The organism is Pseudarthrobacter sp. Y6 (assembly GCF_050156205.1).
Taxonomy (GTDB): domain Bacteria; phylum Actinomycetota; class Actinomycetes; order Actinomycetales; family Micrococcaceae; genus Arthrobacter.
Genome location: NZ_CP189574.1, coordinates 1,121,887 through 1,145,506, shown reverse-complemented (window position 1 = coordinate 1,145,506; position 23,620 = coordinate 1,121,887). Strand labels below are relative to the sequence as shown.

The 23,620-nt window shown below is 65.7% G+C and carries 26 protein-coding genes and 4 pseudogenes; 13 read left to right on the top strand and 17 right to left on the bottom strand.

Going from position 1 to position 23,620, the window contains the following annotated elements:
• Positions 1–306: 306 nt before the first annotated feature.
• The gene (locus tag ACQCSW_RS05560; protein ID WP_426989856.1) at positions 307–738 is read left to right on the top strand and encodes a DUF805 domain-containing protein; all 432 of its coding nucleotides are present in this window, start codon (positions 307–309) and stop codon (positions 736–738) included.
• Positions 739–873: 135 nt separating this feature from the next.
• Here the strand turns inward: ACQCSW_RS05560 and ACQCSW_RS05555 are convergent, their stop codons facing one another.
• The gene (locus tag ACQCSW_RS05555) at positions 874–1,017 is read right to left on the bottom strand and encodes a hypothetical protein (RefSeq protein WP_426989855.1); all 144 of its coding nucleotides are present in this window, start codon (positions 1,015–1,017) and stop codon (positions 874–876) included.
• A gap of 140 nt (positions 1,018–1,157) precedes the next feature.
• Between ACQCSW_RS05555 and ACQCSW_RS05550 the strand changes: the two genes are divergently transcribed.
• From ACQCSW_RS05550 to ACQCSW_RS05540, 3 genes and pseudogenes are all read left to right on the top strand, one after another.
• Positions 1,158–1,496 carry a PEP/pyruvate-binding domain-containing protein gene (locus ACQCSW_RS05550; RefSeq protein ID WP_426989854.1) on the top strand — a complete coding sequence of 113 codons (339 nt, stop codon included), beginning with the start codon at positions 1,158–1,160 and terminating at the stop codon, positions 1,494–1,496.
• Positions 1,426–3,600: pseudogene (locus ACQCSW_RS05545) on the top strand (PEP/pyruvate-binding domain-containing protein); the annotation flags it as partial. The gene ACQCSW_RS05550 and the pseudogene ACQCSW_RS05545, both read left to right, overlap by 71 nt.
• Positions 3,601–3,772: 172 nt before the next feature.
• A pseudogene (locus ACQCSW_RS05540) lies at positions 3,773–4,358 on the top strand (dihydrofolate reductase family protein).
• Between the two features lie 24 nt (positions 4,359–4,382).
• On the opposite strand, the gene ACQCSW_RS05535 reads toward ACQCSW_RS05540, so the two are convergent.
• Positions 4,383–5,705, bottom strand: coding sequence for an alpha-amylase family protein (locus tag ACQCSW_RS05535; RefSeq protein WP_426989853.1), 1,323 nt, complete (start codon positions 5,703–5,705; stop codon positions 4,383–4,385).
• Between the two features lie 309 nt (positions 5,706–6,014).
• Between ACQCSW_RS05535 and ACQCSW_RS05530 the strand changes: the two genes are divergently transcribed.
• The 4 genes and pseudogenes from ACQCSW_RS05530 to ACQCSW_RS05515 all read left to right on the top strand — a co-directional run.
• Positions 6,015–6,320 (top strand): hypothetical protein, encoded by a 306-nt coding sequence (locus ACQCSW_RS05530; RefSeq protein ID WP_354249485.1) that lies wholly within the window; start codon positions 6,015–6,017, stop codon positions 6,318–6,320.
• Between the two features lie 101 nt (positions 6,321–6,421).
• A pseudogene (locus ACQCSW_RS05525) lies at positions 6,422–6,858 on the top strand (VOC family protein).
• A 97-nt stretch (positions 6,859–6,955) separates the two neighbouring features.
• On the top strand, positions 6,956–7,360 hold the full coding sequence (locus ACQCSW_RS05520) for a hypothetical protein (RefSeq protein ID WP_426989852.1): 405 nt from the start codon (positions 6,956–6,958) through the stop codon (positions 7,358–7,360).
• Between the two features lie 413 nt (positions 7,361–7,773).
• Positions 7,774–7,966, top strand: a pseudogene (locus ACQCSW_RS05515) (DUF4113 domain-containing protein); the annotation flags it as partial.
• 83 nt (positions 7,967–8,049) lie between these two features.
• Here ACQCSW_RS05515 and ACQCSW_RS05510 read toward each other — a convergent pair.
• Together ACQCSW_RS05510 and ACQCSW_RS05505 are read right to left on the bottom strand one after the other, a co-directional pair.
• Positions 8,050–8,202: an LPXTG cell wall anchor domain-containing protein gene (locus ACQCSW_RS05510; RefSeq protein WP_185262737.1), complete on the bottom strand. Its 153-nt coding sequence runs from the start codon at positions 8,200–8,202 to the stop codon at positions 8,050–8,052.
• 50 nt (positions 8,203–8,252) lie between these two features.
• Positions 8,253–8,642 carry a VOC family protein gene (locus ACQCSW_RS05505; protein WP_426989851.1) on the bottom strand — a complete coding sequence of 130 codons (390 nt, stop codon included), beginning with the start codon at positions 8,640–8,642 and terminating at the stop codon, positions 8,253–8,255.
• Positions 8,643–8,847: 205 nt separating this feature from the next.
• On the opposite strand from ACQCSW_RS05505, the gene ACQCSW_RS05500 reads away from it, so the two are divergent.
• The 3 genes from ACQCSW_RS05500 (at position 8,848) to ACQCSW_RS05490 (ending at position 11,504) form a co-directional block, all read left to right on the top strand.
• A complete protein-coding gene (locus ACQCSW_RS05500) occupies positions 8,848–10,107 on the top strand; it encodes a serine/threonine-protein kinase (protein WP_426989850.1) in 1,260 nt (419 codons plus the stop codon).
• On the top strand, positions 10,104–10,625 hold the full coding sequence (locus tag ACQCSW_RS05495; protein ID WP_426989849.1) for a hypothetical protein: 522 nt from the start codon (positions 10,104–10,106) through the stop codon (positions 10,623–10,625). Before ACQCSW_RS05500 ends, ACQCSW_RS05495 begins: the two co-directional genes overlap by 4 nt.
• A 78-nt stretch (positions 10,626–10,703) precedes the next feature.
• Positions 10,704–11,504 carry an alpha/beta fold hydrolase gene (locus ACQCSW_RS05490; RefSeq protein WP_426989848.1) on the top strand — a complete coding sequence of 267 codons (801 nt, stop codon included), beginning with the start codon at positions 10,704–10,706 and terminating at the stop codon, positions 11,502–11,504.
• 12 nt (positions 11,505–11,516) lie between these two features.
• Here the strand turns inward: ACQCSW_RS05490 and ACQCSW_RS05485 are convergent, their stop codons facing one another.
• Together ACQCSW_RS05485 and ACQCSW_RS05480 are read right to left on the bottom strand one after the other, a co-directional pair.
• On the bottom strand, positions 11,517–11,936 hold the full coding sequence (locus ACQCSW_RS05485; protein ID WP_426989847.1) for an iron chelate uptake ABC transporter family permease subunit: 420 nt from the start codon (positions 11,934–11,936) through the stop codon (positions 11,517–11,519).
• Positions 11,937–12,065: 129 nt separating this feature from the next.
• Positions 12,066–12,356, bottom strand: a complete 291-nt coding sequence (locus ACQCSW_RS05480; protein ID WP_426989846.1) for a hypothetical protein — start codon at positions 12,354–12,356, stop codon at positions 12,066–12,068.
• 683 nt (positions 12,357–13,039) lie between these two features.
• Between ACQCSW_RS05480 and ACQCSW_RS05475 the strand changes: the two genes are divergently transcribed.
• Positions 13,040–15,427, top strand: a complete 2,388-nt coding sequence (locus ACQCSW_RS05475; RefSeq protein ID WP_426989845.1) for an EAL domain-containing protein — start codon at positions 13,040–13,042, stop codon at positions 15,425–15,427.
• A 245-nt stretch (positions 15,428–15,672) separates the two neighbouring features.
• On the opposite strand, the gene ACQCSW_RS05470 is transcribed toward ACQCSW_RS05475, so the two are convergent.
• From ACQCSW_RS05470 to ACQCSW_RS05420, 11 genes are all read right to left on the bottom strand, one after another.
• Positions 15,673–15,924: a hypothetical protein gene (locus ACQCSW_RS05470; RefSeq protein WP_426989844.1), complete on the bottom strand. Its 252-nt coding sequence runs from the start codon at positions 15,922–15,924 to the stop codon at positions 15,673–15,675.
• A gap of 129 nt (positions 15,925–16,053) precedes the next feature.
• Positions 16,054–16,836: a cation diffusion facilitator family transporter gene (locus tag ACQCSW_RS05465; protein WP_426989843.1), complete on the bottom strand. Its 783-nt coding sequence runs from the start codon at positions 16,834–16,836 to the stop codon at positions 16,054–16,056.
• Positions 16,833–17,159, bottom strand: coding sequence for an ArsR/SmtB family transcription factor (locus ACQCSW_RS05460; protein ID WP_426989842.1), 327 nt, complete (start codon positions 17,157–17,159; stop codon positions 16,833–16,835). Before ACQCSW_RS05460 ends, ACQCSW_RS05465 begins: the two co-directional genes overlap by 4 nt.
• A gap of 280 nt (positions 17,160–17,439) precedes the next feature.
• Entirely contained in the window at positions 17,440–17,904 is a 465-nt protein-coding gene (locus ACQCSW_RS05455; protein WP_426989841.1) for a hypothetical protein, read from the bottom strand.
• A gap of 301 nt (positions 17,905–18,205) precedes the next feature.
• Positions 18,206–18,541, bottom strand: a complete 336-nt coding sequence (locus tag ACQCSW_RS05450; RefSeq protein WP_426989840.1) for a cupin domain-containing protein — start codon at positions 18,539–18,541, stop codon at positions 18,206–18,208.
• 65 nt (positions 18,542–18,606) lie between these two features.
• Positions 18,607–19,320 (bottom strand): hypothetical protein, encoded by a 714-nt coding sequence (locus tag ACQCSW_RS05445; protein ID WP_426989839.1) that lies wholly within the window; start codon positions 19,318–19,320, stop codon positions 18,607–18,609.
• Positions 19,317–19,823, bottom strand: coding sequence for an N-acetyltransferase family protein (locus ACQCSW_RS05440; protein WP_426989838.1), 507 nt, complete (start codon positions 19,821–19,823; stop codon positions 19,317–19,319). Before ACQCSW_RS05440 ends, ACQCSW_RS05445 begins: the two co-directional genes overlap by 4 nt.
• Before the next feature lie 20 nt (positions 19,824–19,843).
• Positions 19,844–20,011: a hypothetical protein gene (locus tag ACQCSW_RS05435; RefSeq protein WP_426989837.1), complete on the bottom strand. Its 168-nt coding sequence runs from the start codon at positions 20,009–20,011 to the stop codon at positions 19,844–19,846.
• Between the two features lie 618 nt (positions 20,012–20,629).
• Positions 20,630–21,133: a mycothiol transferase gene (locus tag ACQCSW_RS05430; RefSeq protein ID WP_426989836.1), complete on the bottom strand. Its 504-nt coding sequence runs from the start codon at positions 21,131–21,133 to the stop codon at positions 20,630–20,632.
• A gap of 28 nt (positions 21,134–21,161) precedes the next feature.
• Entirely contained in the window at positions 21,162–21,506 is a 345-nt protein-coding gene (locus ACQCSW_RS05425; protein WP_426989835.1) for an iron chaperone, read from the bottom strand.
• Between the two features lie 131 nt (positions 21,507–21,637).
• Complete coding sequence (locus ACQCSW_RS05420) at positions 21,638–22,018, bottom strand: VOC family protein (RefSeq protein WP_426989834.1); 381 nt, start codon at positions 22,016–22,018, stop codon at positions 21,638–21,640.
• Positions 22,019–22,332: 314 nt separating this feature from the next.
• Here ACQCSW_RS05420 and ACQCSW_RS05415 point away from each other — a divergent pair, with 314 nt between their 5' ends.
• Entirely contained in the window at positions 22,333–23,490 is a 1,158-nt protein-coding gene (locus ACQCSW_RS05415; protein ID WP_426989833.1) for a glutamate--cysteine ligase, read from the top strand.
• Positions 23,491–23,620 lie beyond the last annotated feature (130 nt).

Genomic DNA, 23,620 nt, shown 5'->3' with positions numbered 1-23,620 from the left:
GTCCCGACGGCGGCCGCTGGCATGCCCACCACGATGGACATTTACTACCGTCGATGGATAAACCCCGGTAGGATAGCCATCGATGCCTATTGGGAGCGGCATCATTTGGGGAATCATGGCACTTCCGTCCGGCCGGATCATCCGCCGGTAATGCCGCGGCTGGACTCATCATGGGACTCGTCCCTGACATCGAATCGGGCTACTCCGCATGGACGCGCACTGACCAATTACAAGCATCACACAAATGCACGGGGGAACATCATTACCTACACACCACAACAGCAGTATGCCCAGCCGGTTGTCGACGTGCCGCTCTCGGCGCCGCTCTACACCGCATCACCCCCGGACGCCGTCATCCGGTTCTTCAAGAAGTACGCAACGTTCTCCGGGCGGGCCAGCCGTTGCGAATACTGGTGGTGGGTGATCGTCAACGGCATTGTCACCACCCTGCTCTACTTCAGCGCTGTTCTTGCCGGCATCAACGAGGTCATGGCCGGAGTGATGATCGCGCTGGGCCTCCTGGGCGCCTGGCTGCTGGCGACCCTCGTCCCTGGAGTGGCGCTGATCGTCCGCCGCCTGCACGACGCCAATTTCAGCGGCTGGATGGCACTCCTGTTGCTCATACCGGTCCTCGGCGACATTGCCGTGCTGGTCTTCGTCCTGATGGATGCCAAGCCGAAGGGCCAACGATTCGACCGGCCGGCGGGCTTCCAGGAGCAGGCACTGGCCGGTAACTGAATCATCCAACGCAGAAGGGCCCGTCCTTGGACGGGCCCTTCTGATGAAGCGGCTTCGTCACCGCCATGCGCGGAGGCGGTCATCGGCACCCGCCCAAGCGCCGCCGTCGTACTTCTGCGGACGCCTTCCGCGGTGTCAGGACACGCGGCGGAATTCTCCTGGCCGGAGCTGGACATGGATGGGCAGCAGCAGCTGGATGTGGGTGTCGCCGATGGGCTTGTCGAGCAGCTCGTTGATGGAGGTCTGCCCTTCCAACTCGCTGTGCTGGTTTTTGCCCATGTATCGAGCTTATGTGCGCCACGGCGGGAGTGAATCCTAAGACACGCGTGAGCTATGGCCTCTTGTCTGCGGCAGTGCCAGTACGTGCAGAATCAGGTTCACTGAAGGCCCCCAAAACCGGGCAGTCAGGACGCGCGGTCATGACCTACGTCAACAGTTTGGCCGATGTGGGAGCATCCGACATCGCCATGGCCGGCGGCAAGGCCGTGGGACTGGGCGGCCTCCTTCAGGCCGGGCTGCCGGTCCCCCCGGGGTTTGTGCTGAACACCGCAGCCTATTCGCATTTTGTGGAAACCAACCACCTTGAGGCACGCATCCAGGAACTGGCCACTCTGTCGCCGCAGGCCGCACCCCAGGACTCCGCGGACGCCTCGGAGCAGATCCAAACCCTGTTCACGGGCGGGCACCATGCCGGCCGCCGTCGCAGCGGAACTCGGCGCCGCCTACGGGCGTCTCGGCGACGTGGACGGCGACGGTGACAGCAACACAGCCGTTGCGGTGCGTTCCTCGGCCACGGCCGAGGACCTCGCCGCAGCCAGCTTCGCCGGGCAACAGGAAACCTACCTGAACGTGCGCGGGGCCGAGGCGCTGTCCGCGGCGGTGATCGATTGCTGGGCCTCCCTGTGGACGGCGCGGGCCATGGCCTACCGGGCCCGCGAAGGCATCGGACCGGACTCGGTGCGCCTCGCGGTGGTAATCCAGCGGATGGTCGAGGCCGACGCCGCCGGGGTCATGTTCACCGCCAATCCGGCCAACGGGCGCCGCGACCAGATCGCCATCAGTGCCGCGTGGGGCCTTGGCGAGTCCGTGGTCAGCGGGACGGTCACCACGGATGACGTAGTTGTCGACGCCGGGACGGGCGCCGTGCTGTCGCGACGCACTGCTGACAAGGCGGTTATGACTGTCTAGGCCGAGCACGGCACGCGGGAGCAGCCGGTGGCGGCAGCCCGCCGTCGTGCCCCTGTGCTTGATGACCGTGCCGCCGCCGAGCTGGCCGGCTATGGAACCCGGAGTGCAGATCATTTCGGCGCCCCGCAGGACATCGAGTGGGCGCGGACCGGCGACGGGTTCTTCATCCTGCAGTCCAGGCCCATCACCGCGCTGCCCGAACCGTCGGCCGACACCACGGACATCTGGTCCCTGCCTTACCCGAAGGGGATGTACTTCCGGGCGAGCATCGTGGAACAGCTGCCCGACCCGCTCTCGCCGCTGTTCGCCGACCTCATTGACGGCTCGGTGTCCCGCTCGCTGCGAGCCTTGATGAACGAGGCCGTGGGCACGAACGTCATCCGCGAGGACGACGTGGGACTGCCCACCATCAACGGCTACGCGTATTACTACTACCGCACCTCGGGGATGTGGCGGGTGATGGGCAAGGCGCTGACGGCGGTACGCGCGCTGGCCCGCGGCCAGGCGCACATGGGAGTGGCCGGCTGGCGCGAATTCTCGCATCCCCGCTACGAACGCGTGATCAAAGACTGGCAGGCGAAGCCCGTCACGGAGCTCTCCGGTGCGGAACTGCTCGAGGGTGTTCAGGCGCTGCTGGACGCCGGCACCGTGTACTACACAGCCGTGCAGTCAGTCATTCCGCTCGCCGCGACCAGCGAAATCTCCTTCGGGGCGTATTACGACAAGTTCGTCCGGCGCGAGGGGGATCCGCCCGCCCTGACGTTCATCCTCGGCTACGACAGCGAACCCATCCGGGCGGAGAAGTCGCTGTATGATCTCGCAGCCTGGGCCCGCGGCGTTCCGGGATTGGCTTCGGCGATCCTCCATGAACCGACGACGGCGTTGGCCGAGTCCCAGCGCACGGGATTGCCACCTGCCGGGTTCAGTGAGTCGTTGTGGCAGTTGTGGCGTCTTCGCTTCCAGGACCACCTCGGCCGGTTCGGCCATGCGGTGTACAACCTGGACTTCGCCAGCCCGGTGCCAGCCGACGATCCGTCAGCGTTGCTGGACGCGGTGAAGTTCTACCTGCGGGGGCAAGGCGCTGACCCGCACGAGCGGCAGCGGCTGTCGGCCGCCCGCCGGGAGGACGAAACCAGCCGGATCAGCACCCGGCTCGGGCGGCGCCGCCGAGCCGCGTTGCTCCGTCTGCTCCGGTGGGCCCAGAACACCGCGCCGATCCGCGAGGACGCGCTGGCCGACGTGTTCTGGCTGCGGCACCAGGAGCTGCGCAGCGCCGTCGAGTTCGGCCTGGCCGCGCCGGGAACCCCGGCGGTGGCAATTGCCGGGGCGGACCGGCCCGTCCGCGCCGCCGCCGTCGAGGAGCGCAAGATGCTGTGGCGGGGCCAGGTGAAGGCCGCTGCCCCGCAAATGCTCCCCGAGAGCCGGTGGATGGACAAAGCCTTCGGGTCCATGATGCCCGCAGGCTCCCAGCACCAAACCGGAGACATCATCAAGGGCACCGGCGCGAGCTCGGGCCGGGTCACCGCTCCGGCCCGCGTCCTGAGGGGGCCCCAGGATTTCGCCCTGATGGAGCCCGGCGAGGTTCTCGTGGCCCGCATCACCACTCCCGCCTGGACCTCGCTGTTCGCGATGGCCTCCGCCGTGGTGACCGATGTGGGCGGACCGTTGAGCCACAGCTCCATCGTGGCCCGGGAGTACGGCATCCCGGCCGTGCTCGGCACCGGCGTGGCCACCCCAGCGGCTCACCAGCGGCCAGCAGATCCGCGTGGACGGCGACGCCGGTACCGTCACCATGGAGCAGCCGAGCCCTACACAGGGGCCATGACCCGGTGGCATGATGGGGCGCATGAGCCGAGTCACGTGCGATCTGACCATCTCCCTCGACGGCTTCCTCGCGGGACCGAACCAAAGCACTGCGGAGCCCCTGGGAGAGAACGGCGAGCTCCTGGTTCGAGGAACCTGAGGCCAACGCGGCAGCGATCGAAGGCATCCTCGCTGCCGGCGCTTTCATCATGGGCCGGAACATGTTCGCGGGGCCCGGACCCGGGGCGTGGGATGCGGACTGGCGGGGATGGTGGGGCGAGGAGCCGCCCTATCACGCACAGGTTTTTGTTCTCACGCATCATGCACGTGAGCCCCTGGAGATGCAGGGCGGCACCACGTTCCACTTCGTGACCGACGGGATCGAATCGGCGCTGGCCCAGGCGCGGGAGGCCGCCGGCAGCAAGGATGTGGCCATTGCCGGCGGAGCGAAGACCGCCCAGCAATACCTCTCGGCGGGGCTGATGGACGAACTGCGGCTCCACACCGCGCCCATGGTCCTGGGAGCGGGCGAACGGCTGCTCGACGGCGTCGGGGACCTCAGGCTTGAGCCGACGGAAGTGAGCGGCACCAGCCTCGTGACGCACGTGCGGTATCGACTGATCCGCTAGATAGAGCGGCCTCTCGCAGCTGGCTTAGCCCAGGACGGCCCACCCCCGCGGCGGCACGAGGACGGCGTTCGCACCGACATCGACGGTCGCCTTCCCGGCGACGACGGAAGTCGCGCCCACGGCGCTGATCCGCTGGGTGTCGTGCGAGAGGTTCAGTGCGACCACGAGCGCATCGGCGTCAACCGCGATGCGGTATGCAAGCACCTCGTTTGAGAGTTGGAGGAGGTCTGTGGTTGCACGGTGCAGCCATGGGTTCCGTCTCCGCACCCCGATAAGCTCCTGGTGCACGGCGAAGATGGGTCCTCCCACGGCCGAGAGCTGGTCGGGGGAGGACGGGAAGAACGGCCTCACGTCGTCGTCGCCCCCTGCCCTGTCCTCCTTGACGCCCCGGTAGCCCTGCTCGTCGCCGTAGTAGATGGACGGCGTTCCGCCGACCGTGAGCAGGACGACGACGGCGTGCGGCACGAGTGCTGCATCGGTGAGCTTGCTCGCGATGCGGGTGACGTCGTGGTTGCCGATGAAGGTGAGCGGTGCGTAGGAGCCCAGGAGCGCGTTGTGTCGTTCGAATGCGGCTGCGAGTTCGAAGAAGTTCGCGTCGTTGAGCGAACTCCAGACAGCCTTCCAGAGCTCGTATTGCGTGGCGGAATCGAGTCCGCCGGACCGGACTTCCGCTGCAGAGTCGCCGTGGATGTACTCGCCCACGAAGTACGCGTCCGGATGCGATGACCGGACGCGCGCGGTGACCGGGGCCCAGAACGACGACGGGACGGCATAGGCGGCGTCGAGTCGCCAGCCGTCCGCACCCCGGCGCAGCCAGTGCTCCATGACCTCTACGACGAAATCGGCGACAGCCGGCTCGTCATGGTTGAGCGCCACGAGGTGGTGGTGGCCCTCGAAGTCGCGGTACGCGGGTTCGACGCCGGGAGCGGCACCGTCGGGCCACTCCAGCGAGAACCAGGAGGCGGCGTCCGCCTCCGGCCCGCGTGCGAGGACATCCTGGAACGGCGCGAAGGAGCGCCCGGTGTGGTTGAAGACGCCGTCGAGCAGTATGCGCAATCCGCGTCGGTGTGCCTCGGCCACCAGGGTGTCGAAGTCCTGCTCGGATCCGAGCCGGGGATCGATCCGGAAATAATCCGTGGTGTCGTACCCGTGCGTCTCCGACGCGAAGATGGGGCCGAGGGCCAGCCCCGACGCCCCGAGTTCCACCGCGTAGTCGAGCCACGGGACAAGGCCCAACAACCGGTGGTCAGCGGCGGGTTCCGGCGTGGCGGTCTTCTCCGCGCCGACGAAGCCGAGCGGATAAACCTGCCACCAGATGGCGTGCTGGACCCAGCCAGGTTCGTTCATGGCGATGATGCCCTTCCGTCCGTTCCCGGCCGGCCCGGGAAGGGCGGCAGGCTGGCCCGGGCGGGGCCGGCGTCCCGTCTAGCCTATATCGCCCAATAGGTGGCCCCCGGTGGCTAGCCCGACGCTTCGGACAGCCCTGTTCGGCCCGGCAAGCAAGCGCCACGTCGCTGGCCGACGTTATCGGTCGTCCAGAACGAGGCCGGTTGCTGACCGACTGCAGCATCGGATCACGGCCAGCGTCGGGCCCTATCGGGATGACGTTGAACGGCCTATCGTGGTTCTGAAATAGCACGAAGGAAAGGAACCAAGATGTTCACCCTGCAGATAAGCTATCCGGTCCGGGATTACGGGGCATGGAAAAAAGTCTTCGACAGCGATCCCGCGGGCCGCACCGCCGCGGGCGCCCGATCTGTCCGGGTCTTCCAGGATTCAGACGACCAGAACAGCGTGACCGTGCTCCTTGACTTCGACACCAAGGAAGCTGCGACCGTCTTTCTGGAGCGGCTGCGCAGCCAGGTGTGGGATAACCCGGAGGTGATAGGGCAACTGATGTCGGCGCCGCCGTCAGCCAGGATTCTGGAGGAGGTGGCCCGCGAAGGTCAGGCCGCGGGCTGACCGCTTCGAATCCGGTGGCCCTCCTCGGCAGGATGAGGTAGCCGCAACTTCATGCCTGCCGCTACTGGAGCTATTGGGCCCGGCTCGGTAACGTGCAACGCATGGCCATCAAATTTGAGAACGTCGGCATCGCCGTTCGCGACCTCGAAGCAACGATCTCCATTTCACCGACCTCGGTCTCACGGTCGTCGGCCGTGACACGGTTCGTGGCGAGTGGACCGAGACTGCCGTCGGCCTTGACGGCAACCACGCCAAAATAGCGATGCTCCAAACGCCAGACGGTCACGTTCGCCTTGAGCTATTCGAGTACATTCACCCCGAAGCGATCGAGTCGGAGCCCACTCGTCCCAACGAGATTGGCATGCACCGCGTCGCGTTCTCAGTCGACGACATTGACAAAGCCTTGGAGATAGCCGCGAGGCACGGCTGCCGTCCGCTTCGGGGGGTGGCGACCTATAAGGACGTCTACAAGCTCACCTACGTCCGCGGTCCCAGCGGCATCATCGTGATGCTCGCCGAGGAACTCAAGAAAAACTGAGGGCCGGACCGGCGCAGTTCAGCGTGTGTTGCTAGGCGTCAGGGCTTCACGTCTGCCCGCTGGGCCTGTCCAGTGGGCACGGGCTGGATTCATACTAGTGAAAGGGAAGCTCTGTGCCCTGTTGGAAAGGCAACACTCCTTGTGCGGGGGTCATGGTGAACCAGTCGCCACCCTGCTTGGTCGCAAAAATGATGACTCTCTGATCGGTATCGAGCGGATCGCCGTCCGGGTAGGACTCGCCTCCAGTGCAGGTCGGGGGCATGGAGGAGATGCGGAGGTTCCCATCTCCGGGTTCCCCTTTGAGTACCTGCTCGACTTCTACAAGGTGGGTCGTGGCCTTGGAACCGTAAATGCTGGTCTCACCGGCGTGGCTTACAGACTTTCCGATGAGCACCACGCCGGCCTTGTCGTACTGGTCTTGAGGGGTCTCGAACCGGACCCAGTCAACGCACGTTTGGGTGTCACCTCTTGGAACGGGGCTGCTGGCAGAACCAGGGATTGAGCTGGTGGGCATTGGGGAGTTGTTGGGGGAAGCGGAGCTGGTGGAGTTCGGCGTGGGTTCCGCAGTTCCCGGTCCGCCCGTCAACTTGTCGCCGCATGATGTCAGCAGCATGGTGAGAAGTAGGTAGCGAACTATGCCTTGCCACAACCGAATGCGTTTCATTGTGCTCTCTCATAAGTGAACGCTGATCGGAGCATATAAGCTGCGGGACCTGTGTTCATAGGATTGCGCTCTCGGAGCAGCACGGGCTGGGACAGGAAGACTGAGGATCAGTTATCGAGTATGGTGTCGCCACGCGATGCCTTCATCATGTCTAACCGGCCCTGATGCGGCAGATGCCGCAGATCGCGCACGTGGATGTGAACTGCTTCTATGCCAGCGCCGAACGGGCCTTCGACCCGTCCCTGGAAGGACTGTTCGAGAACGCGCACGAGGAACGCCGCATCGGAAGCCTCCTGGAAGACGTCACCCGCCGGTACGGCCGCGGGTCCATCGGCTCGGTTACGCCGGCATCCGCGGCGGGCGGACTGGACCATGAAGAAGGACATGATCTCGCCCGGCTACACCACGCACTGGGACGAAGTGCCCGTCGTCAGGGCCGATTAACGTCCCGTCGGCGCGAGAGCATCGGAACACACGGATGACCCACCTCTTTCGAGATAGGTCCGTTTGGCTGCAGGCTGCCTTCGTCAGGCGTTGGCTTTCCGCTTGACCCAGCCCCACACGCCCGTCGCGACGAACAGGATGAGGCCGATGATTGCCAGCCAGATGAGGCCCTTCACCGCAAAGCCCACGATCGACAGAACAAGCCAGATGACCAGAAGCCCAATTATTAGTCCCATAGCGGCATCCTACGCGCCCGCCGTGTCCGGCCTCTATGACACTGCCCCGATCAGAGGTGTGCGTCCCGGACGTCCGATGGTGTTGTGCCCTGAATGACCCAGCGGTTGCCATCCGGGTCAGCAAAGTACGAGAACTGCACTCCGCCCATGTCCTGTATTTCGCTGACATCGGCGCCGCGGCGGACGAGCTCGGCACGGACCGCGCCGATGTCCGGTACTACAAGCTGCAGCCCGTCGAGGCTGCCCGGCGTCATGCTTGTCATTCCTGTACCTATGACTATCGAGGCAGCCGAACCTGGCGGCGTCAGCTGCACTACTCGCATTCCAGGGATGTGCTCCACATCGTGGTCAAGGACAAAGCCCAGCTTCTCCGTGTAGAACGACTTCGACCTGTCGACATCGGCCACAGGTACTTGCACAACTTCAAGGCGCATCTCCATGCGCCTAACAGTACCGCCGCCTGGGTTGAGAATCGCCGATCTTGCGCCTGTTGCCGCTGCATGGACTTGAGGGAAGCCTTCCAACGACCTAATCCCTGCCTGCGGCCGTGGTGAGGGTGATGGCTGACGCGCCCGTAGTGGCCGATATAGTAAGTTGCCTTATGATTTTAGGTAATAGTGCCGCAGCGCACCGGGAGGAACGGATATGGTGGCGGAATCGCCCAGCTCCATCAGAATTGACGTGGTTGGCGGACGCTACCGGCTGGGTGAGGTGATCGGCCGCGGCGGCATGTCGTCCGTCTACTGCGCGCGGGACGAGAACCTGGGCCGGGACGTGGCGTTGAAGCTCTTCGCACCCCAGGCTCCCGATGCCGAGGAGTTGAAACGCCAGGCAGCTGAAATCACGCTGCTGGCGACGCTGAACCATCCCAGCCTCGTGACATTGTTCGATGTCGGCGTCGACGTACGCATCCCGGATGAGCCCCGGCCGTTCCTGACGATGGAACTGGTCGAGGGACAGGATCTGCGCAGCCGGATCAGGCACAGTGAAGTCCCCTTGGACGAGCTCGCCGTCATAGGAGCCGGCATCGCTGACGCACTGGCCTATGTCCACGGGCTCGGCATCCTCCACCGCGATATCAAGCCGGGCAACATCCTCTTGGTGCAGACCCGGCCCGGGGAGCCACTGCGGGCCAAGGTCGCAGACTTCGGCATAGCTCGAATCGCCGACGCAACACGCCTGACCGCTACTGGAGCCATGGTGGGCACCGCGGCATACCTCAGCCCCGAACAGGCCATGGGCTCCCCGCTCACCCCTGCCACAGACATTTATTCGCTGGGGCTCGTCCTGCTCGAATGCATCCAGCAGACGATGGAGTACCCCGGCAGCGCTGTGGAATCTGCCGTGGCCAGGCTGCACCGCGCGCCCAAAATTCCCTCGGATCTCCCTTCCGAGTGGGCCGACCTGATCCGCTCGATGACGGCAATCGAGCCGCTGGAACGCCCGACAGCTGCGGACATCGAGACGGCGCTGCGGCGGGCCCTAGTCTCGCCGACATCCACTCCCGGCGAACTTGCACCGGAAACCACGCGTGTGCTGCCGGCCATGCCGTTCAGGACGCCGTCCCTCACAGCAGACTCGCCCTCCCCTAATCTGCCGGCCAGGCCAGCTGATGAAGGCCCCAACGGCGAGGATTCCGCCAACGCCGCCCAGTCAAGGCTGGCGCCTGGCGCAGAACAGCCCAGCAGGCCCCGGGGAACGCGCCGACGGAAGTCATCCCGTGCGGGACAGAAGGTGCGGCTCCCGGTGTTGGCCATCCTGATCCTTTTTCCGCTGGCAGGCGGGGCCGCGGCACTGACAGCGGGCCAGGCGCCAGAGTCCACATCCGGCGTCGTGCCTTACCCTGCGGTGAGCGGCACGCTGGGTGACCACCTTCAGGAACTTCAGAAGAGTGTGGAACCATGACCCGCTTCCATTCCACGGGCAAGTGCACCGGAGCACGGGGAGCTTGCCTTGCGGCCGCCCTGGCGCTGGCGGCCTCGCTCGCTGGCTGCGGCCCGGCCGATACCGGCATTCAGCGCGACACTGCCAAACAGCTTCAGGAACTCGTGCTCGGCGTGAGCCAGGCAGCGGCCGCAACCGATCACACGGCCGCGCTTAAGACCCTGGACAGCCTGGAAACGGACGTGGCGTCTGCAGCCGGCAGCGGCCAGGTTTCCGAGGAACGGCGCCGGAGCATCATGACCAGCATCACCGCTGTCAGGGCCGACCTCAATGCCGCCGTGGGAGCCGCCGCAGCGGCAGCGAAGGCAGCTGAAGAAGCAGCGGCTGCCGCGGCAGGAGCGGAGAAGACCAAGGCCGACGCGGAAGCCGCTGCACAGGCCGCCCAGGCCGCCCAGGAAAACACTGCGCCCGTCGTGCCGGCCCCTGCACCGGAACAGGGAAAAGGCACCGAGGGCAATGGCAAAAACAAAAAGGGCTGACCGAGGAAGGGCACCAGCGCCATGTGTCACACGATGATCGGTCCTCCCGCGAAACAGCCCGCGGCGTAGCCTGAATCTATGGAATCCGAAGTCCGCGACCTCAGGCTCCGCACCGGCATCACGGTGCCGTGTCTCACCCACGGCGACGCCGACGCCGACGCGAAACCAGTGCTGCTGTTGCACGCTTGGGGCGAATCCCGCGGCAGCTTCGACCGCCTGATTCCCCTACTGACCGGCTTCAGGGTCTACGCCCCGGATCTCCGCGGGCAAGGCGGAGCGGACAAACCGGAGGGCGGCTACTCCCTGGCGGAACAGGCCGAGGACGCTGCCGCGATCCTGGACGCCCTCAACGTGCCGAGCGCCGTCGTCGTCGGCTCCTCCAGCGGCGGTTATGTCGCCCAGCAGCTCGCCATTGCCCAACCCGAAAAGGTCGCGGCGCTGGTGCTGGTGGGCGCTCCCCTTAGCCTCCACGGACGGCCCGCCTTCGCCGACGAGGTGGACGCCCTGACCGAACCCCTTGACGAGGACTGGGTCCGGGATTCCCTGTCCTGGTTTCCCGTGCTGCACGAAGTTCCGCAGTGGTTCCTCGAGGACCGGGTGCGCGACGGTCTCAGGATGCCGGCCCACGCCTGGAAAGGCATCCTGAACGGGCTATGCGAGGCCACGCCGCCCACGGAATCGGGAACCATCCACGCCCCCACGCTGATCCTGTGGGGCGAGCAGGACGGCTTGCTGCCTCGCGGCGATCAGGAAACCCTGGCCGCCCGGATCCCCGGCGCAGTGCTGAAGGTCTATCCCGGTGTGGCGCACCCGGTGCTGTGGGAGTGCCCGGCGCAGGTGGCAGAAGATACGACGGCGTTCCTCAGCTTGATCGGTTAGCGAAGCACCGGCTCAGCGGCGCCGCCGGGATTCGTGGAGGAGGAGGCACACCAGGTAGGCGCCGCCCATCACCACCGTCACCACGCCCACCGGAACGGTGAATGGGATAACGTGCTGGGCCACGATGTCCGCGGCCAGCAGGAGCGCCCCGCCCACCACACCCGTGGTGCCCAGCGGAATGCTGGCGGCGCCGGCCAGACGCCGGGTGATCTGGGGAGCGGCCAGGGCAATGAAGGCGATGGGACCGGCCACTGCCGTGACGGCGCTGACCAGGGCCACCCCCACCGCGATGGCCACCAGCCGTGTCCGGCCCACGTGCACGCCGGACGCTGCCGCGGCGTCGGGGAACAGCCCGGCGACCACCAGCGGGAGCACCGGCAGGACGACGTCGAAACCCCGTTCCGGCAGGCTCCCCGCGCTCCAGCCCCGCATCTTGTCAAAGGAATCCGGATGCGTCAGGGTCAGTCCCGGAAAAATACCTTGTTTCGGCGCGGACCCATGAACGCCATCATCGGGAGGTAATCGAGGGGGAAGCCGCCGGGGCTGGATTCCAGGAAATGTTCACGCGCCCGGCGTGAAATAATTGTAGGCGTCCAGGTACTTCACTTTCGGTGGCGCCGGGATCCCTGCCTCGGCGCTGAAGGGTCCGATCTGCTCTTTCGCGAAGGTCTCGTAGAGCTCCTTCGTCTGCCAGAGATCCGTGACGAGGATCCCGTCGTCCGTAGCCGCCACCCAGTGACCGAGGGCGCCAGCGGGGCCGGGCCCTCCCGGGGTGAGACCCATTTTGCCGATGACCAGGTCGTATTGCTCCAGGGTGGCACCAGCGAATTCCATGATGACTGCGACGGCCATGTCCCTCTCCTTACAGGCGGCAGGCCGAAAGGCAGCGGCCCGCAATTGATGTGATATGGCACGGTCTACGCCGACCCAAAGAGTTCGTCAACATATGGTGGAATGCCAGCGGTCGACAAGAGGACCCGGGCCCGCCGTCTCGAATGCAGATGCGGGGAAGGGACGCCCGGCGTTGTCATCAGGGTCGCTGATCCCGCCACGGGGACATTACCGACAGTTTCGGTACCGATGTACGGGTGTCCTGCCGCTAATGCCTGGAACACTGCTGACATGGCCATCGGATTGCCATGTCAGCTTTGGAAGTCGAACAAAGGGGAACCGTAAGCGCCTCAAGACCGAGCGGTCGGACTGTGCCCAGAAGTTAGGCGAAGCGAAAAGGCCTTCGCCGAGAACTGCGGCACGCATTCTGGCCGCGCTGGGACGAACGCCGGCCGCAACTGCCTGAACCGGGGGCCTGATCTGTGGGCATTGTCGTGGACGCGATGTCGGCCGTTCCGGGCGGAGTCCGAAATTTTGTCCTTTGTTCGGATGTGTCGCTTGCCCGGGTCAACGAAATGATCGATGATGCTCGGGTGATCCCTCGGGAAAACACCGGCAGAATTGGGGTGCCGGGTGCTGGAAGAACCCGCAGTGGTTTGGCCGACGCCTGGCGCAAAAGGCGCGGGGGGTAGTCAATGGCCGGCATGTTCGAGCTTTTTCTGGATGCCGAATCACGGTACAGGTTCCGGTTATCGGCGCGTGATGGAAACGTCATCGCAGTATCGCGGGGCTTCGCGGACAAACCCGCGGCGGTGGCGGGGATCCGGGACGCGCGTGAATGCGCCGGGACGGCCCTGATCGCGGATCTGAGCACCCGGCGCGTCCCTGCTGCGCCGGGGGCGGGTGCTCCTGGCGGAGCGGGAGCCGGGTTTGGAAGCTCTGTTGCCGCGGTTGCGGACGTGAAAGGTGCGTCGGGGCCCGATGTGGCTGAGTACGCCCCGGATGCCCTGCTGGTCATCGACGAGACTGGGGCCATCAGCTACCTCAATGCCGCGGCGGAGACCCTGTTCGGGTACCGGCGGGAGTGGCTGCTGGGCCGGCCCTACGGGACGGTCGTCCAGGGCCGGTTCCAGGGACCCAACGAATGGATCAGGGAAGCGTTATTGTCCGATTCCCGGATGCGCCAGGTGGGTACGGATCTGGATCTGCTCGGGCTGCGCCGTGACGGCACCGAGTTCCCGATGGAGGTCAACCTTGCACCGCTGAATGTTGGCGGCCGCTCCGGGATTGTGGCATCGATCCGGGACGCGACCAAACGTAAACGCAGCGACACGCCCCTGCGCAAGGCCCTCTCGCTGGTCACGGCGACGTTGGAGTCCACGGCCGACGGAATTCTGGTCGTGACCGCGGAGGGGAGGATCGCCGGGGCCAACGAACGCTTCAGGACCATGTGGGGCATCCCGGCAGATCTGCTGGACTCGCACGATGACGGGAGGGTCATGGGTTTTGTCCTGGACCAGCTCACCGACCCCGACTCCTTTGTTGCGAAGGTCCAGGAGCTCTACGGCGACCTTGGAGCCGAGAGCCTGGACCTGCTGCACTTCAGTGACGGCCGGATCTTCGAACGGTATTCGCGGCCGCAGCGGGTGGCCGAGGCCATCGTCGGGCGCGTCTGGAGTTTCCGGGACATCACCGCCCGCATGCAGGCCCAGGCCCAGGCCCGGACGGCCATATCCGACCTTGCCCATCAGGCCGACGAGCTGAAACTGCTTGCCTTCCGGGACCACCTCACGGGACTGGCCAACCGGTCCTTGTTCCGGGACCGCCTCGAGGAGGCGCTGGCCACCGGGGACCGGTCGCGCATTCACGTGCTGCTCCTGGATTTGGATGATTTCAAGGAAGTCAACGACGTCCTGGGTCACCAGGCCGGGGATGAAATGCTCATCGAGGCCGGACGGCGCCTCGGACGCTGCGTGGGTCCGGTCGATACCGTGGCACGGCTCGGCGGGGACGAATTCGTCATCCTCCTGACCTCCACCACGGACCCCGCGGCCGTGGCCGCCCGTGCCGTGGCGGCGTTGAATGTGCCCTTTGCCCTGCAGGGCCGTGAACTTCATCCCAGCATCAGCCTCGGACTGACCAGCGCCGATGCCCGGTCGCACGCACCGGACTTGCTGCGCCGGGCCGACATTGCCATGTATGCGGCCAAGGCTGCGGGAAAGAACTGCTTCGTGCGCTTCCATCCGGACATGATGTCCACGCTGCTGGCCCGCGCCGATCTGGAAACCGGTCTTCGCACCGCGGTCGAACGCGGAGAGATCACAGTCCATTACCAGCCCGTCGTCAGCGGTGCCGGGGCTACGGTCAGCCAGGTGGAGGCCCTGGTCCGCTGGGTCCGGCCAGACAGGATCATTTCGCCCAAGGAGTTCATTCCGGCCGCGGAAAGCACCGGGCTTATTGTTGCGATCGGCCAGGAGGTCCTGGCCCAGGCCTGCACACAGCTGCACTCCTGGCTGGGGCAAGACCCGGAACGCTCCGTGGCCGTGAACGTCTCGGCCGTGCAGCTGCGGGCGCCCGGCTACGCCCGGACCGTCCTGGAGACCCTGGAGGTGGCCGGGATCAGGGGTGACCAGCTGATCCTGGAAGTCACCGAAAGCGTCTTCATGGACCCCGCACCGCATATCACCGCCCAGCTGGGGATGCTACGCGGTCAGGGCATCCGGGTCGCCCTGGATGACTTCGGCACCGGCTACTCCTCCCTCGGCCGGCTCCAGGACCTGCCCGTGGACATCCTCAAGATCGACCAGTCCTTCGTCTCCGTCATCATCACCGGGGAAGAGGACCTGCCGATCCTGGATTCCATGACGGCCATGGCCCACAACCTCGGACTCAAGATCACCGCAGAGGGAGTCGAAACCCCCGCTCAGGCCCGCCTCCTGCTCGGCCTGGGCTGTGACTCCCTCCAGGGCTACCTCTTCTCCCGCCCCGTCCCCCCCGGGGATCTCCCGGCGGCAGAACGGCACGCCGCACGGGCCATCAGAGAACTCCACTCCGGCCATGTCCCGGAAACCGCAGCCGAACCATTGCGTTGATGGAACGCGTCACCGGCCGAGGCGGTACTGCGTCACGCCAGCGCTGGGATCGGCCGTCCGGCCCGTGCACCGGCCGAACTGCCGGCAGCCCGGCGCGGTCCTGCGCGGGGCTGATCCTGGGATGTTCGGGCGCTGCGGGTCCTTTCGTATCCGGGGGTTGGCTTTGGATCCTCTGTTTTTCTGGTCGGGGCAGACCCCGGCGGAGATTTTTTGTGGCGGGTAGGATCAGCCGAGAAGGATCGCCGTCAACTTCCGCGACGAGGAGGCATGCCTTGCAGGAGCCCGCCGGCCGGTTTGCTGGAATTCAGGGCCTTCTCGCCGGGTTGTCGCTCTCGGAGAAGGATCTGGATGATGCTCTCCTGGGTGCCAGGATCGGTGATCTCCGGTCCCGGATCATCCGATGAGGGCGCCGTCGGGGCCGGTGCTTCCGCCGCGTCTTCCCGGGCGGCCTGAATGGCGTCGACCCGCTCCGCGATCTGCAGCTCATCCGATGTCATGGCTGGAGCGGACGGTGGAGACCTCTTGACGGTGGTTCAGGCTAGTTCAGGCGGCTTCTGAAGAAAATGCCGTTAGTGCAGAGGACTTCCTGTCCGCTCATCCTTTCCATCCCCAGCAAAAGAACCGGTTCATCGCCTGGACGGTCCCGGACCGAGGCTAAGCGTGACTGGCGTCGGTTTGGAGTCCGCGCCGCACCCGTCGCAGCACGGCCCGGAATCATCCTTCGCCGGAGGGTCCGGGAGCCCCTGCTCGGCGTCGCTCAGTTCCTCCGCGTCAGAGCCGTAAGGCGCGCAGCAAACGTCACCGCACCAGGCATTGATCCCTTCCCGGACAGCGATCCCTGCGATGACAATGGCGGCCCCGGCGTCGGCCCACCACCAGCCGAGGGTGCTGTTCAGGACAAGACCCACCAACAGGACGGCGGAAAGGTACGTGCACAGCAGCGTCTGCTTGGAGTCAGCGACAGCAGTCCTGGAACCGAGTTCACGGCCGGCCCGGCGCTGCGCCCAGGACAGGACGGGCATGATCGCCAGGCTCATGGCGGCAATCACGATCCCGGGCGTGGAGTGTTGCGCCTCTCCCCCGCCGGTCAGGGACCGGACGGCGTCCACAGCCACGAAGGCGGCCAGGGCGAAGAAGGACACGGCGATGATCCGCAGGGTCCGGTACTCGCGCCCTTGGGGGTCCTTGGCGGAGAACTGCCAGGACAGGGCGACGGCGGAGGCGACTTCGATGACCGAGTCCAGTCCGAAGCCGATCAGGGCCGAGGAGTCCGCGACCCCGCCGGCCCACAATGCGGCAGCGGCCTCGATGATGTTGTAGGTGATGGTGGCGGCCGCGAAAAGCCGGATGCGGCGGCTCAGGACGGCGCGGCGCGTCCGGCTGGGCGCAATCTGGAGATGCGTCGTCATACCAGGCACTCGCCGTCCGGGGCGCAGCAGGTCGGATCGACTGCCAGGACAGCGCCGATCAGGTCCTTGATCGCGTGGCCCAGCCGAGCGTCCGCGAGTTCATACCGGGTTCTGCGCCCGTCCGGGACGGCCACGACAAGGCCGCATCCGCGCAGACAGGTCAGATGGTTGGACATGCTCTGGCGGGACACCTGCAGGGAGTCGGCAAGATCCGAGGGGTACGACGGGGCGTCGGAAAGGGTCAGGAGGATCCGGGCGCGAGTGGGATCCGAGACCGCGTAACCGAACCGGGCCAAGACCGGCGCCTGAGTGAGCGTTTCCATAAGCACAAAGTACATTGATTGATGTATTCACGCAATTCTGAACTCAGGGTTACTGCCCTCAGATCCCTGGCCGCGGGAGGACAGGCTCGATGAGCCTCTCAAGGTTGTCCCTCATCCATTCCCTTGGCCTATGCCTGCACGAGCAGGCCGGTGGCGCTTGTCTATCTCTCCCGCCGCAGGGAGCGGACGGGCAACGGGGGAAGCCTGAACCAGCGCACGGGCCTTTTGCGGCTGCCGGCCCCGGGAATCGATCACGCCTCCGGGCCGGCGGCCCCGGTCGTTAGGCGGCTGCGGCGGCCCGAAGTCTGCGGAACCTGAACCGTGCGACGGTACCCGCAAGGACAGCAGCGGCCATCACCACGAAAGCGGCAACGCCGATGTAGAACAGCGCCGAAGACCCTCCCGGAACCGGTGCCGAGGCGTCAGCAGCGGCCACGATGGTTAGCCAGTAGCCAATCGTGGCCGCAATCCAGACTGCGCCGGCCCCCGCTGTCAGCCGCGACCATCGCTTGAACCATGACCTTCCGTTCCCGTAAGACAACGCGACACTCACCGCCGCGACACCGGCGACAGCAATGAGCTGGATACCGAACATGTACGGCCCCGCGACAAGACCGACCGGGATACACAGCCCTCCGATGAGCACCAGCCGGCGCGCTCCGAGGGGCATGCCGGCGGGAAGGGCAGGGTCGCCGTCCGTCTGAGGCGCAACGGGACGGTCCTGGGCTGGAGTGCTGGTGTTCATGTATACCTCTTGAGAAGCTGCCCTGCCGTACATGACCAAGGCGTCGGAAAAATGTGCGGAGCAGATGCGGCGGGCACTCCGCCGCATCCTGACGTTACAGGACTTTCCCAATCCACACAGGGCTCCGGCTAATGGCAGGTCATTCAACGTTCTTCCTGAGCGACTGGTTAGGAGGCACCTGCCCGAACGAACGTCACGGAACCCACGGGAATGGCACATAGATGGAAACCCTGGTGAAACCTCACCCTCGAGCGATCAGCCCAACCGTTGACGGAGCGCATGACGCTACGGACGCGGGGCGCTAGCGGTCGGTCTTGACCACCGTGAACAGCACTGCCGAGTCCTCTTCCGCTTCCAGGCTGTGCAGCCCGTCCGGAACGATCAGGAGATCCCCGGCCTTGCCCTGCCACGACTCCCCACCCGCCCTCAGCCAGACCGACCCCTTCAGCACATAGACCGTGGCCTCGCCGGGGTTCTGGTGCTCGCTGAGCCGCGTGCCGGCACGGAAAGCCATGACGGTCTGGCGCAGTTTCTTCTCATGCCCGCCGAAAGCTGTATCGGCTGCCCGCCCGCTGGGTGCCGCAACAGCGGCAGCGATCTGCTGACGGGCCAAAGCCTCAATCGATATCTTTTGCATGACGCAACCGTACCCACGATTGCCGGCGTTGCCGAGGTCCGCTCATCCGCCGTTTTAGCCCATGGCTAGCCGTGCGTGACTGCAGCACCCAAAAGCCCGAACAGTGTTCCGGCCGCCAAGGCAATGAGGGCGCGCCTCCCCGTCGGATACAGCCATGGCACTGCGAAAACAGCCACGGCGAAAATGAACCCGTTCACGACGCTCATAGTGACCGCCAACCATTCGGTTCCCGTGGCCACCCCGAAACCACCACCGCTGCAACCGCTGATCCCACACCAGGCAAAGCCCGCCACGAGCCACTGCGGAAGGCTCAGCAGGACTGCCAGGGGTACCGTCCACCAAAGGTTCCGAACTTTCCGAGTGACCCCGCGCATTGTCACCCCCGGACCTTGAGGCAGAGTGCCAGGAGTGCCGGCGGCTGGCACCGGCTTCCGGATGCTCAGGATCATCCACCGGAAGAGTGCTGCGTTAACCACAGCAAGGGCGACGTATCCCAGGTAGTAGAGGACCGCCGTCGGGCTCAACAAGCCCGACGGCGGACCCGAGGAATCAAGGAGGAAGCCCACGGCGAAATACGCTGCCGAAACGGGCAGCGTCAGAATCACCACGGACCGCATCAGCCACTCCCGGACCGTTGCATCCAGATCCGTTTCGAAGGAGCTGGTGAGGAGCGCAGCGCCAACAACCGCAACCGTCACCGACAGATAGACGACGACGGCGATCCTCGCCCACCGCGGTAAGGACCCTTTATCCGGCAAAGACCCTGTACGTATGGTCATGACCCGGCCCTCGCCGACCGAATCATGCGGAATTCGGGCAGCTCTTCCCACTCGGGCGGAAGCAGCCCGCGCTTGCCGTCGGGCCGAAAGCCATGTTTGAGGTAGAAGGCCAGCGCCCGGGGATTGTTCTCCAGCACCCAGAGATATGCCGGACTCTCACCGATGGCCGCACTCATCAACGCAGCTCCCAGCCCGCTGCCGTGCGTCCGCCGGAGCGAGTACAGCGAATACAGCTCCAGCGCCTCGGGGCCGTCCTCATCCCGTCCGGGACCCGCGTCGGCGAACCCCACCACTTCATGGTTGGCATCCACGGCGATGATCCGCGGGTCACTGCCAGCCAGGAACGGCCGACGGCGTTCCACCCGTTCGGGAATGCCGGCCCTTCGTGCGCGGAAGAAGTCCGCTGACAGCCGGTCCGCATACGTCTCCTCGTGGGCCAGGGTGTGCATGCGCACCACCGCTGCAGCGTCCTCAGGAGTGGCCTGCCGGATGAGAAAGTCCATGGTCACAGCCTAGCCAGTTGCTACTTGACCCAGCCCGTTTTCTGCAGCCAGTCGGACAGGACCTTCTGCAGCCAGTCGGACAGGAGGGGCAGCGCCACCGCGCTGTGCATTGCGCCCAGATGATCCTGACCCGGGGGGACGCCGACGTCCCACCCTGCAGTGGCCAGGGTGGCCTGATGCCTCGCCAACGGCTCCCCGAGGCCACCTGCACGCCGCCCCAGACCGGCTTGTAGTCAAGCTGGTCCTCCGCACCGGCGAACGCCAGTTTGGGCAGGTCGGCCGGGAGCAGGTCACCTTCGAGGACGGCGGCCGAATCGTCAAAGTCCAGCAGCGCTTCGTACAGGGTGACGAACTGCTGCGTCTGCGCCTCGGTGGTACGGACCGACACCGAGTCCCAGTCGCCCGGCTCGGGTGCAGGGACCGGCCCGGCCGGTTCGTCGGCCGCCTTCACGGACATGGCATGTGCCGCCAGGGTGACGGCCAGCATGCTCCGGTACGGACCCTCGATCGGTGGGCCAGGAGGTCGACGGCGATGTTCGCTGGGGTGAGCGTCCGCGGCGCCGGATTGGCCATCCGGTGCGCTTCGTAGTCGGCCGCTATGACCCGGTTTGTTAGTGCCAGTCCGCTGATGAGATTTGGTCCCAGGTCAGGGTCCCCGCCCCATTGGCGCAGCGTGTCTGTTTCGGCCGCCGCATAGGGCGCCGGGCTGACCGGCAGGAGAACGGCAGGTCCGTCTCCCTCGATGGTGACAGGGATGGTTGAGCCGTCATGCAGAACGGCCTGAGCTGCATCTATGCGATTCTCCCCTATTCGGCGTTCAACCCTTTCGCATAAGCGGCCTGGCCCACGTGCTGGAGACAGTCGGCAATGGTACTGACCAGCCGCACGCCGAGGGTAACGGGCGGGTCCCAACGCTTGTCAACGATGCGGTCCAAGTCCTCATCGGTGAGAGTCTCCAGGAACCCTGCGGTCTGCCGGTGGACGGCGTCGTAGTACTCAAGCAGAAGTTCCGGCCGGGCCCGCACTGCGTCGACCTGGTGGGTCGAGTGACCGTAGCCGGTGTCACGGTCTGTCAGCGGCAGGCCGAAACGGCCGGCAAAGTCCTGTGACGTCCAGACCTGGTCCAGGCCGGCGGCGGAGGCCACCTGGGCGTCCTCCACCCGGCCGAGGTGCCAGATCAACCACGCAATCGAGTTCCCGGTACCCGCCGGCCGCCGGGCCACCGACCCGTCGTCGAGCCCAACAAGGGTGGCCTCCACCGTCTCCCTGATCCGGCGGAACGCGTCCAGCACTAGTTCGTTGGATTTCATCAGGTCCCCTTCTTGGTGGTCCTTGCCCCTACTTCTGGATCTCCGCACGACGCAGGCGAACGATGTCCTCCAGCACGTCGTCGGGGAGGGGATGCTCCGGCGTGAATGGGAAGGTCCCCTTGGGGAGGGAATACCCTTCAAGTCGATGTGCGACGGCGTCAATCACCGCCGGGGAAAACGGGAAGACGGAGAGGTGTTTGGCCGCCGCCACAACGCCCAGGGGTGGTCTTCCCTCAAGTTTCAGGGCGGGCATCCCGTAGCTCATCCCCTCCACAGCTTCGGGCACCAGCGTCCTGACAGTGTCGACCACGCGCAGCAGGCAGCCGCGGTCCGGCTCAGGCAGATCGGCCAAGGAATCGTCAACGGTGCCCATGGCGCCCATTCTATTCCTGGGCTCTGTCACGCGTTTGAATCCCGGCTGCCGCCACATGCCGGCGCGCGCGGGCCGCACCTGCCTTGGCGGCAAGTGCGGCCCTTTGCTGCGCCAATCAGCGTTGCGGCTGGCTACTTGCGCTGGAGGATGTTGAGAATGTTCCCTTCGCTGTCCAGGAACCAGGCGGACTTCCCCCAGTCGTTATCGGCAACTCCGTTCTCCGTCTTCAGGCCGGGGAAATCGTAGTCTTCAAAGACGACGCCGCGGCCCCGCAGTTCCTCCATCTCGCCTTCGAGATTGTCCGTTTCCCAGCCCATCTGGGTGTTCTTGGCCGTCCCGGCATTCTCTGTCTGGTAAATCACGAAACCCGTTCCGTTGCCGCCGCTGTAAAACAGGCTGTTGTCCTCCATGGAATCGGACGGTTCCAGGCCCAGCTTGTCCCGGTAGAAATCCTTCGCCCTGTTGATGTCCTTCGCAGCGAGGACAGCCATGATGGTTCGATCCTTGAGCATGATGATTTCCTTTGTGCCTTGCTTTCGCGTTGGTGGCGATACTCTCCCCCGGTGGCGGATCCGGAACCTCGTTGGCCGGTGCCGCGTGGCCGCCCGTTGCGCCAAGTGCCTGAGCGGCCACCTGGGACTCCTGCGCCGCGCCAGCCATCGTCGGCGCGAGGGTCCCCGAAGCTTATGTGGCCATTATGGAACTGAAAGGGCACCTGCGGATAGAGGGGATTTCAACCGCTTCGGGCGGCCCTCCCTGATGCCCCCACAGATGCAGGAAACACGGGTGGCATCCGGGACTGCTTTTGTTGGCGCACACTTAGCTAGTGCGTACTTTTGGTGTTGAAGAAGAATTCCTGATCGTTGATCCCTCCAACGGCAGTCCCCTGCCTCTGGCCGCAGACCTGCTGCGTCTCCAGGACCCGGGCGAAACGGCCGGCCCATCCACGCACCCGATGCTCGCCGTCGAGCTTCACCAGGAACAGCTCGAAGTGATCACCCACCCGCACAGCACCCTGAGCGGACTGTCCGCCGAGATCCTGTCCGGCCGCGCCTACGCCGACTCACTCGCCCGAAAAGCCGGCGCCAGGATCGCCGCCCTCGCCACGTCACCGCTGGCGGTGACACCGCATTCCACCAGCAACACCCGCTATGACGCGTTGCTGGAAAAGTTCGCCCTGACGGCGCGTGAGCAGCTGACCTGCGGATGCCACATCCATGTCTCCGTTGACTCCGATGAGGAAGGCGTCGCGGTCCTGGACCGGATCAGGTCCTGGCTGCCGCCACTGATGGCGTTGAGCTCGAATTCCCCGTTCTGGAACGGCGCTGACAGCGGCTACGCCAGCTTCCGTACCCAAGCGTGGAACCGGTGGTCCTCTGCCGGGCCGACAGAAATCTTCGGCTCGGCGCAGGCCTACCACCAGCGGGTGGCGGACCTGGCCGGCACGGGCGTCGTCAACAACCCTGACTTTGACGCCCGCCTCTCCGCCCGCCACCCCACCGTGGAGATCCGGGTGTCCGATGTTTGCCTCGATCCCCGCGACACCGTCCTGATCGCCGCCCTGGTGCGGGGCCTGGTGGAGACCGCTGCCCGGGAATGGAAATCCGGGCAGACGCCGGACATGGTTCCGGCCATCATCCTGCGCCAGGGGGCCTGGCTGGCCAGCCGGTGGGGAATCCAGGGCGAGCTGCTCCACCCAGTGACCCACAAGCCGGAGTCCGCAAGAAATGTCATCGCCGCGCTCCATGACCATGTCCGCGACGCCTTGGACGAGGCGGGCGACGCAGCCTACGTCGAGGAATCCCTGCACCGGATCTTCAGCAACGGAACCGGCGCCAGGCTGCAGCGGCAGGCCTACGCGCGCCACGGCAGGCTGGCAGACGTGGTGAGCGACGCCGTGGTGGTTACCCACCAGGAGCCGGTCCTGTACGAACCGATCACCCCGGTTGACCTATCACTTTTGGTTCCCAAAACGGTGGTTTAGCGACCAAACGTGATAGAGCAAACCCGCAAGCCGCCGTCCGCGGGGTGTTCAGCCCGTCCGGGCCGTCAGTTCCCGGCCAGGACGGGAACGCGCTCTTCACCAGCCGACATCTGAGCTTTGTCTCGCGTCG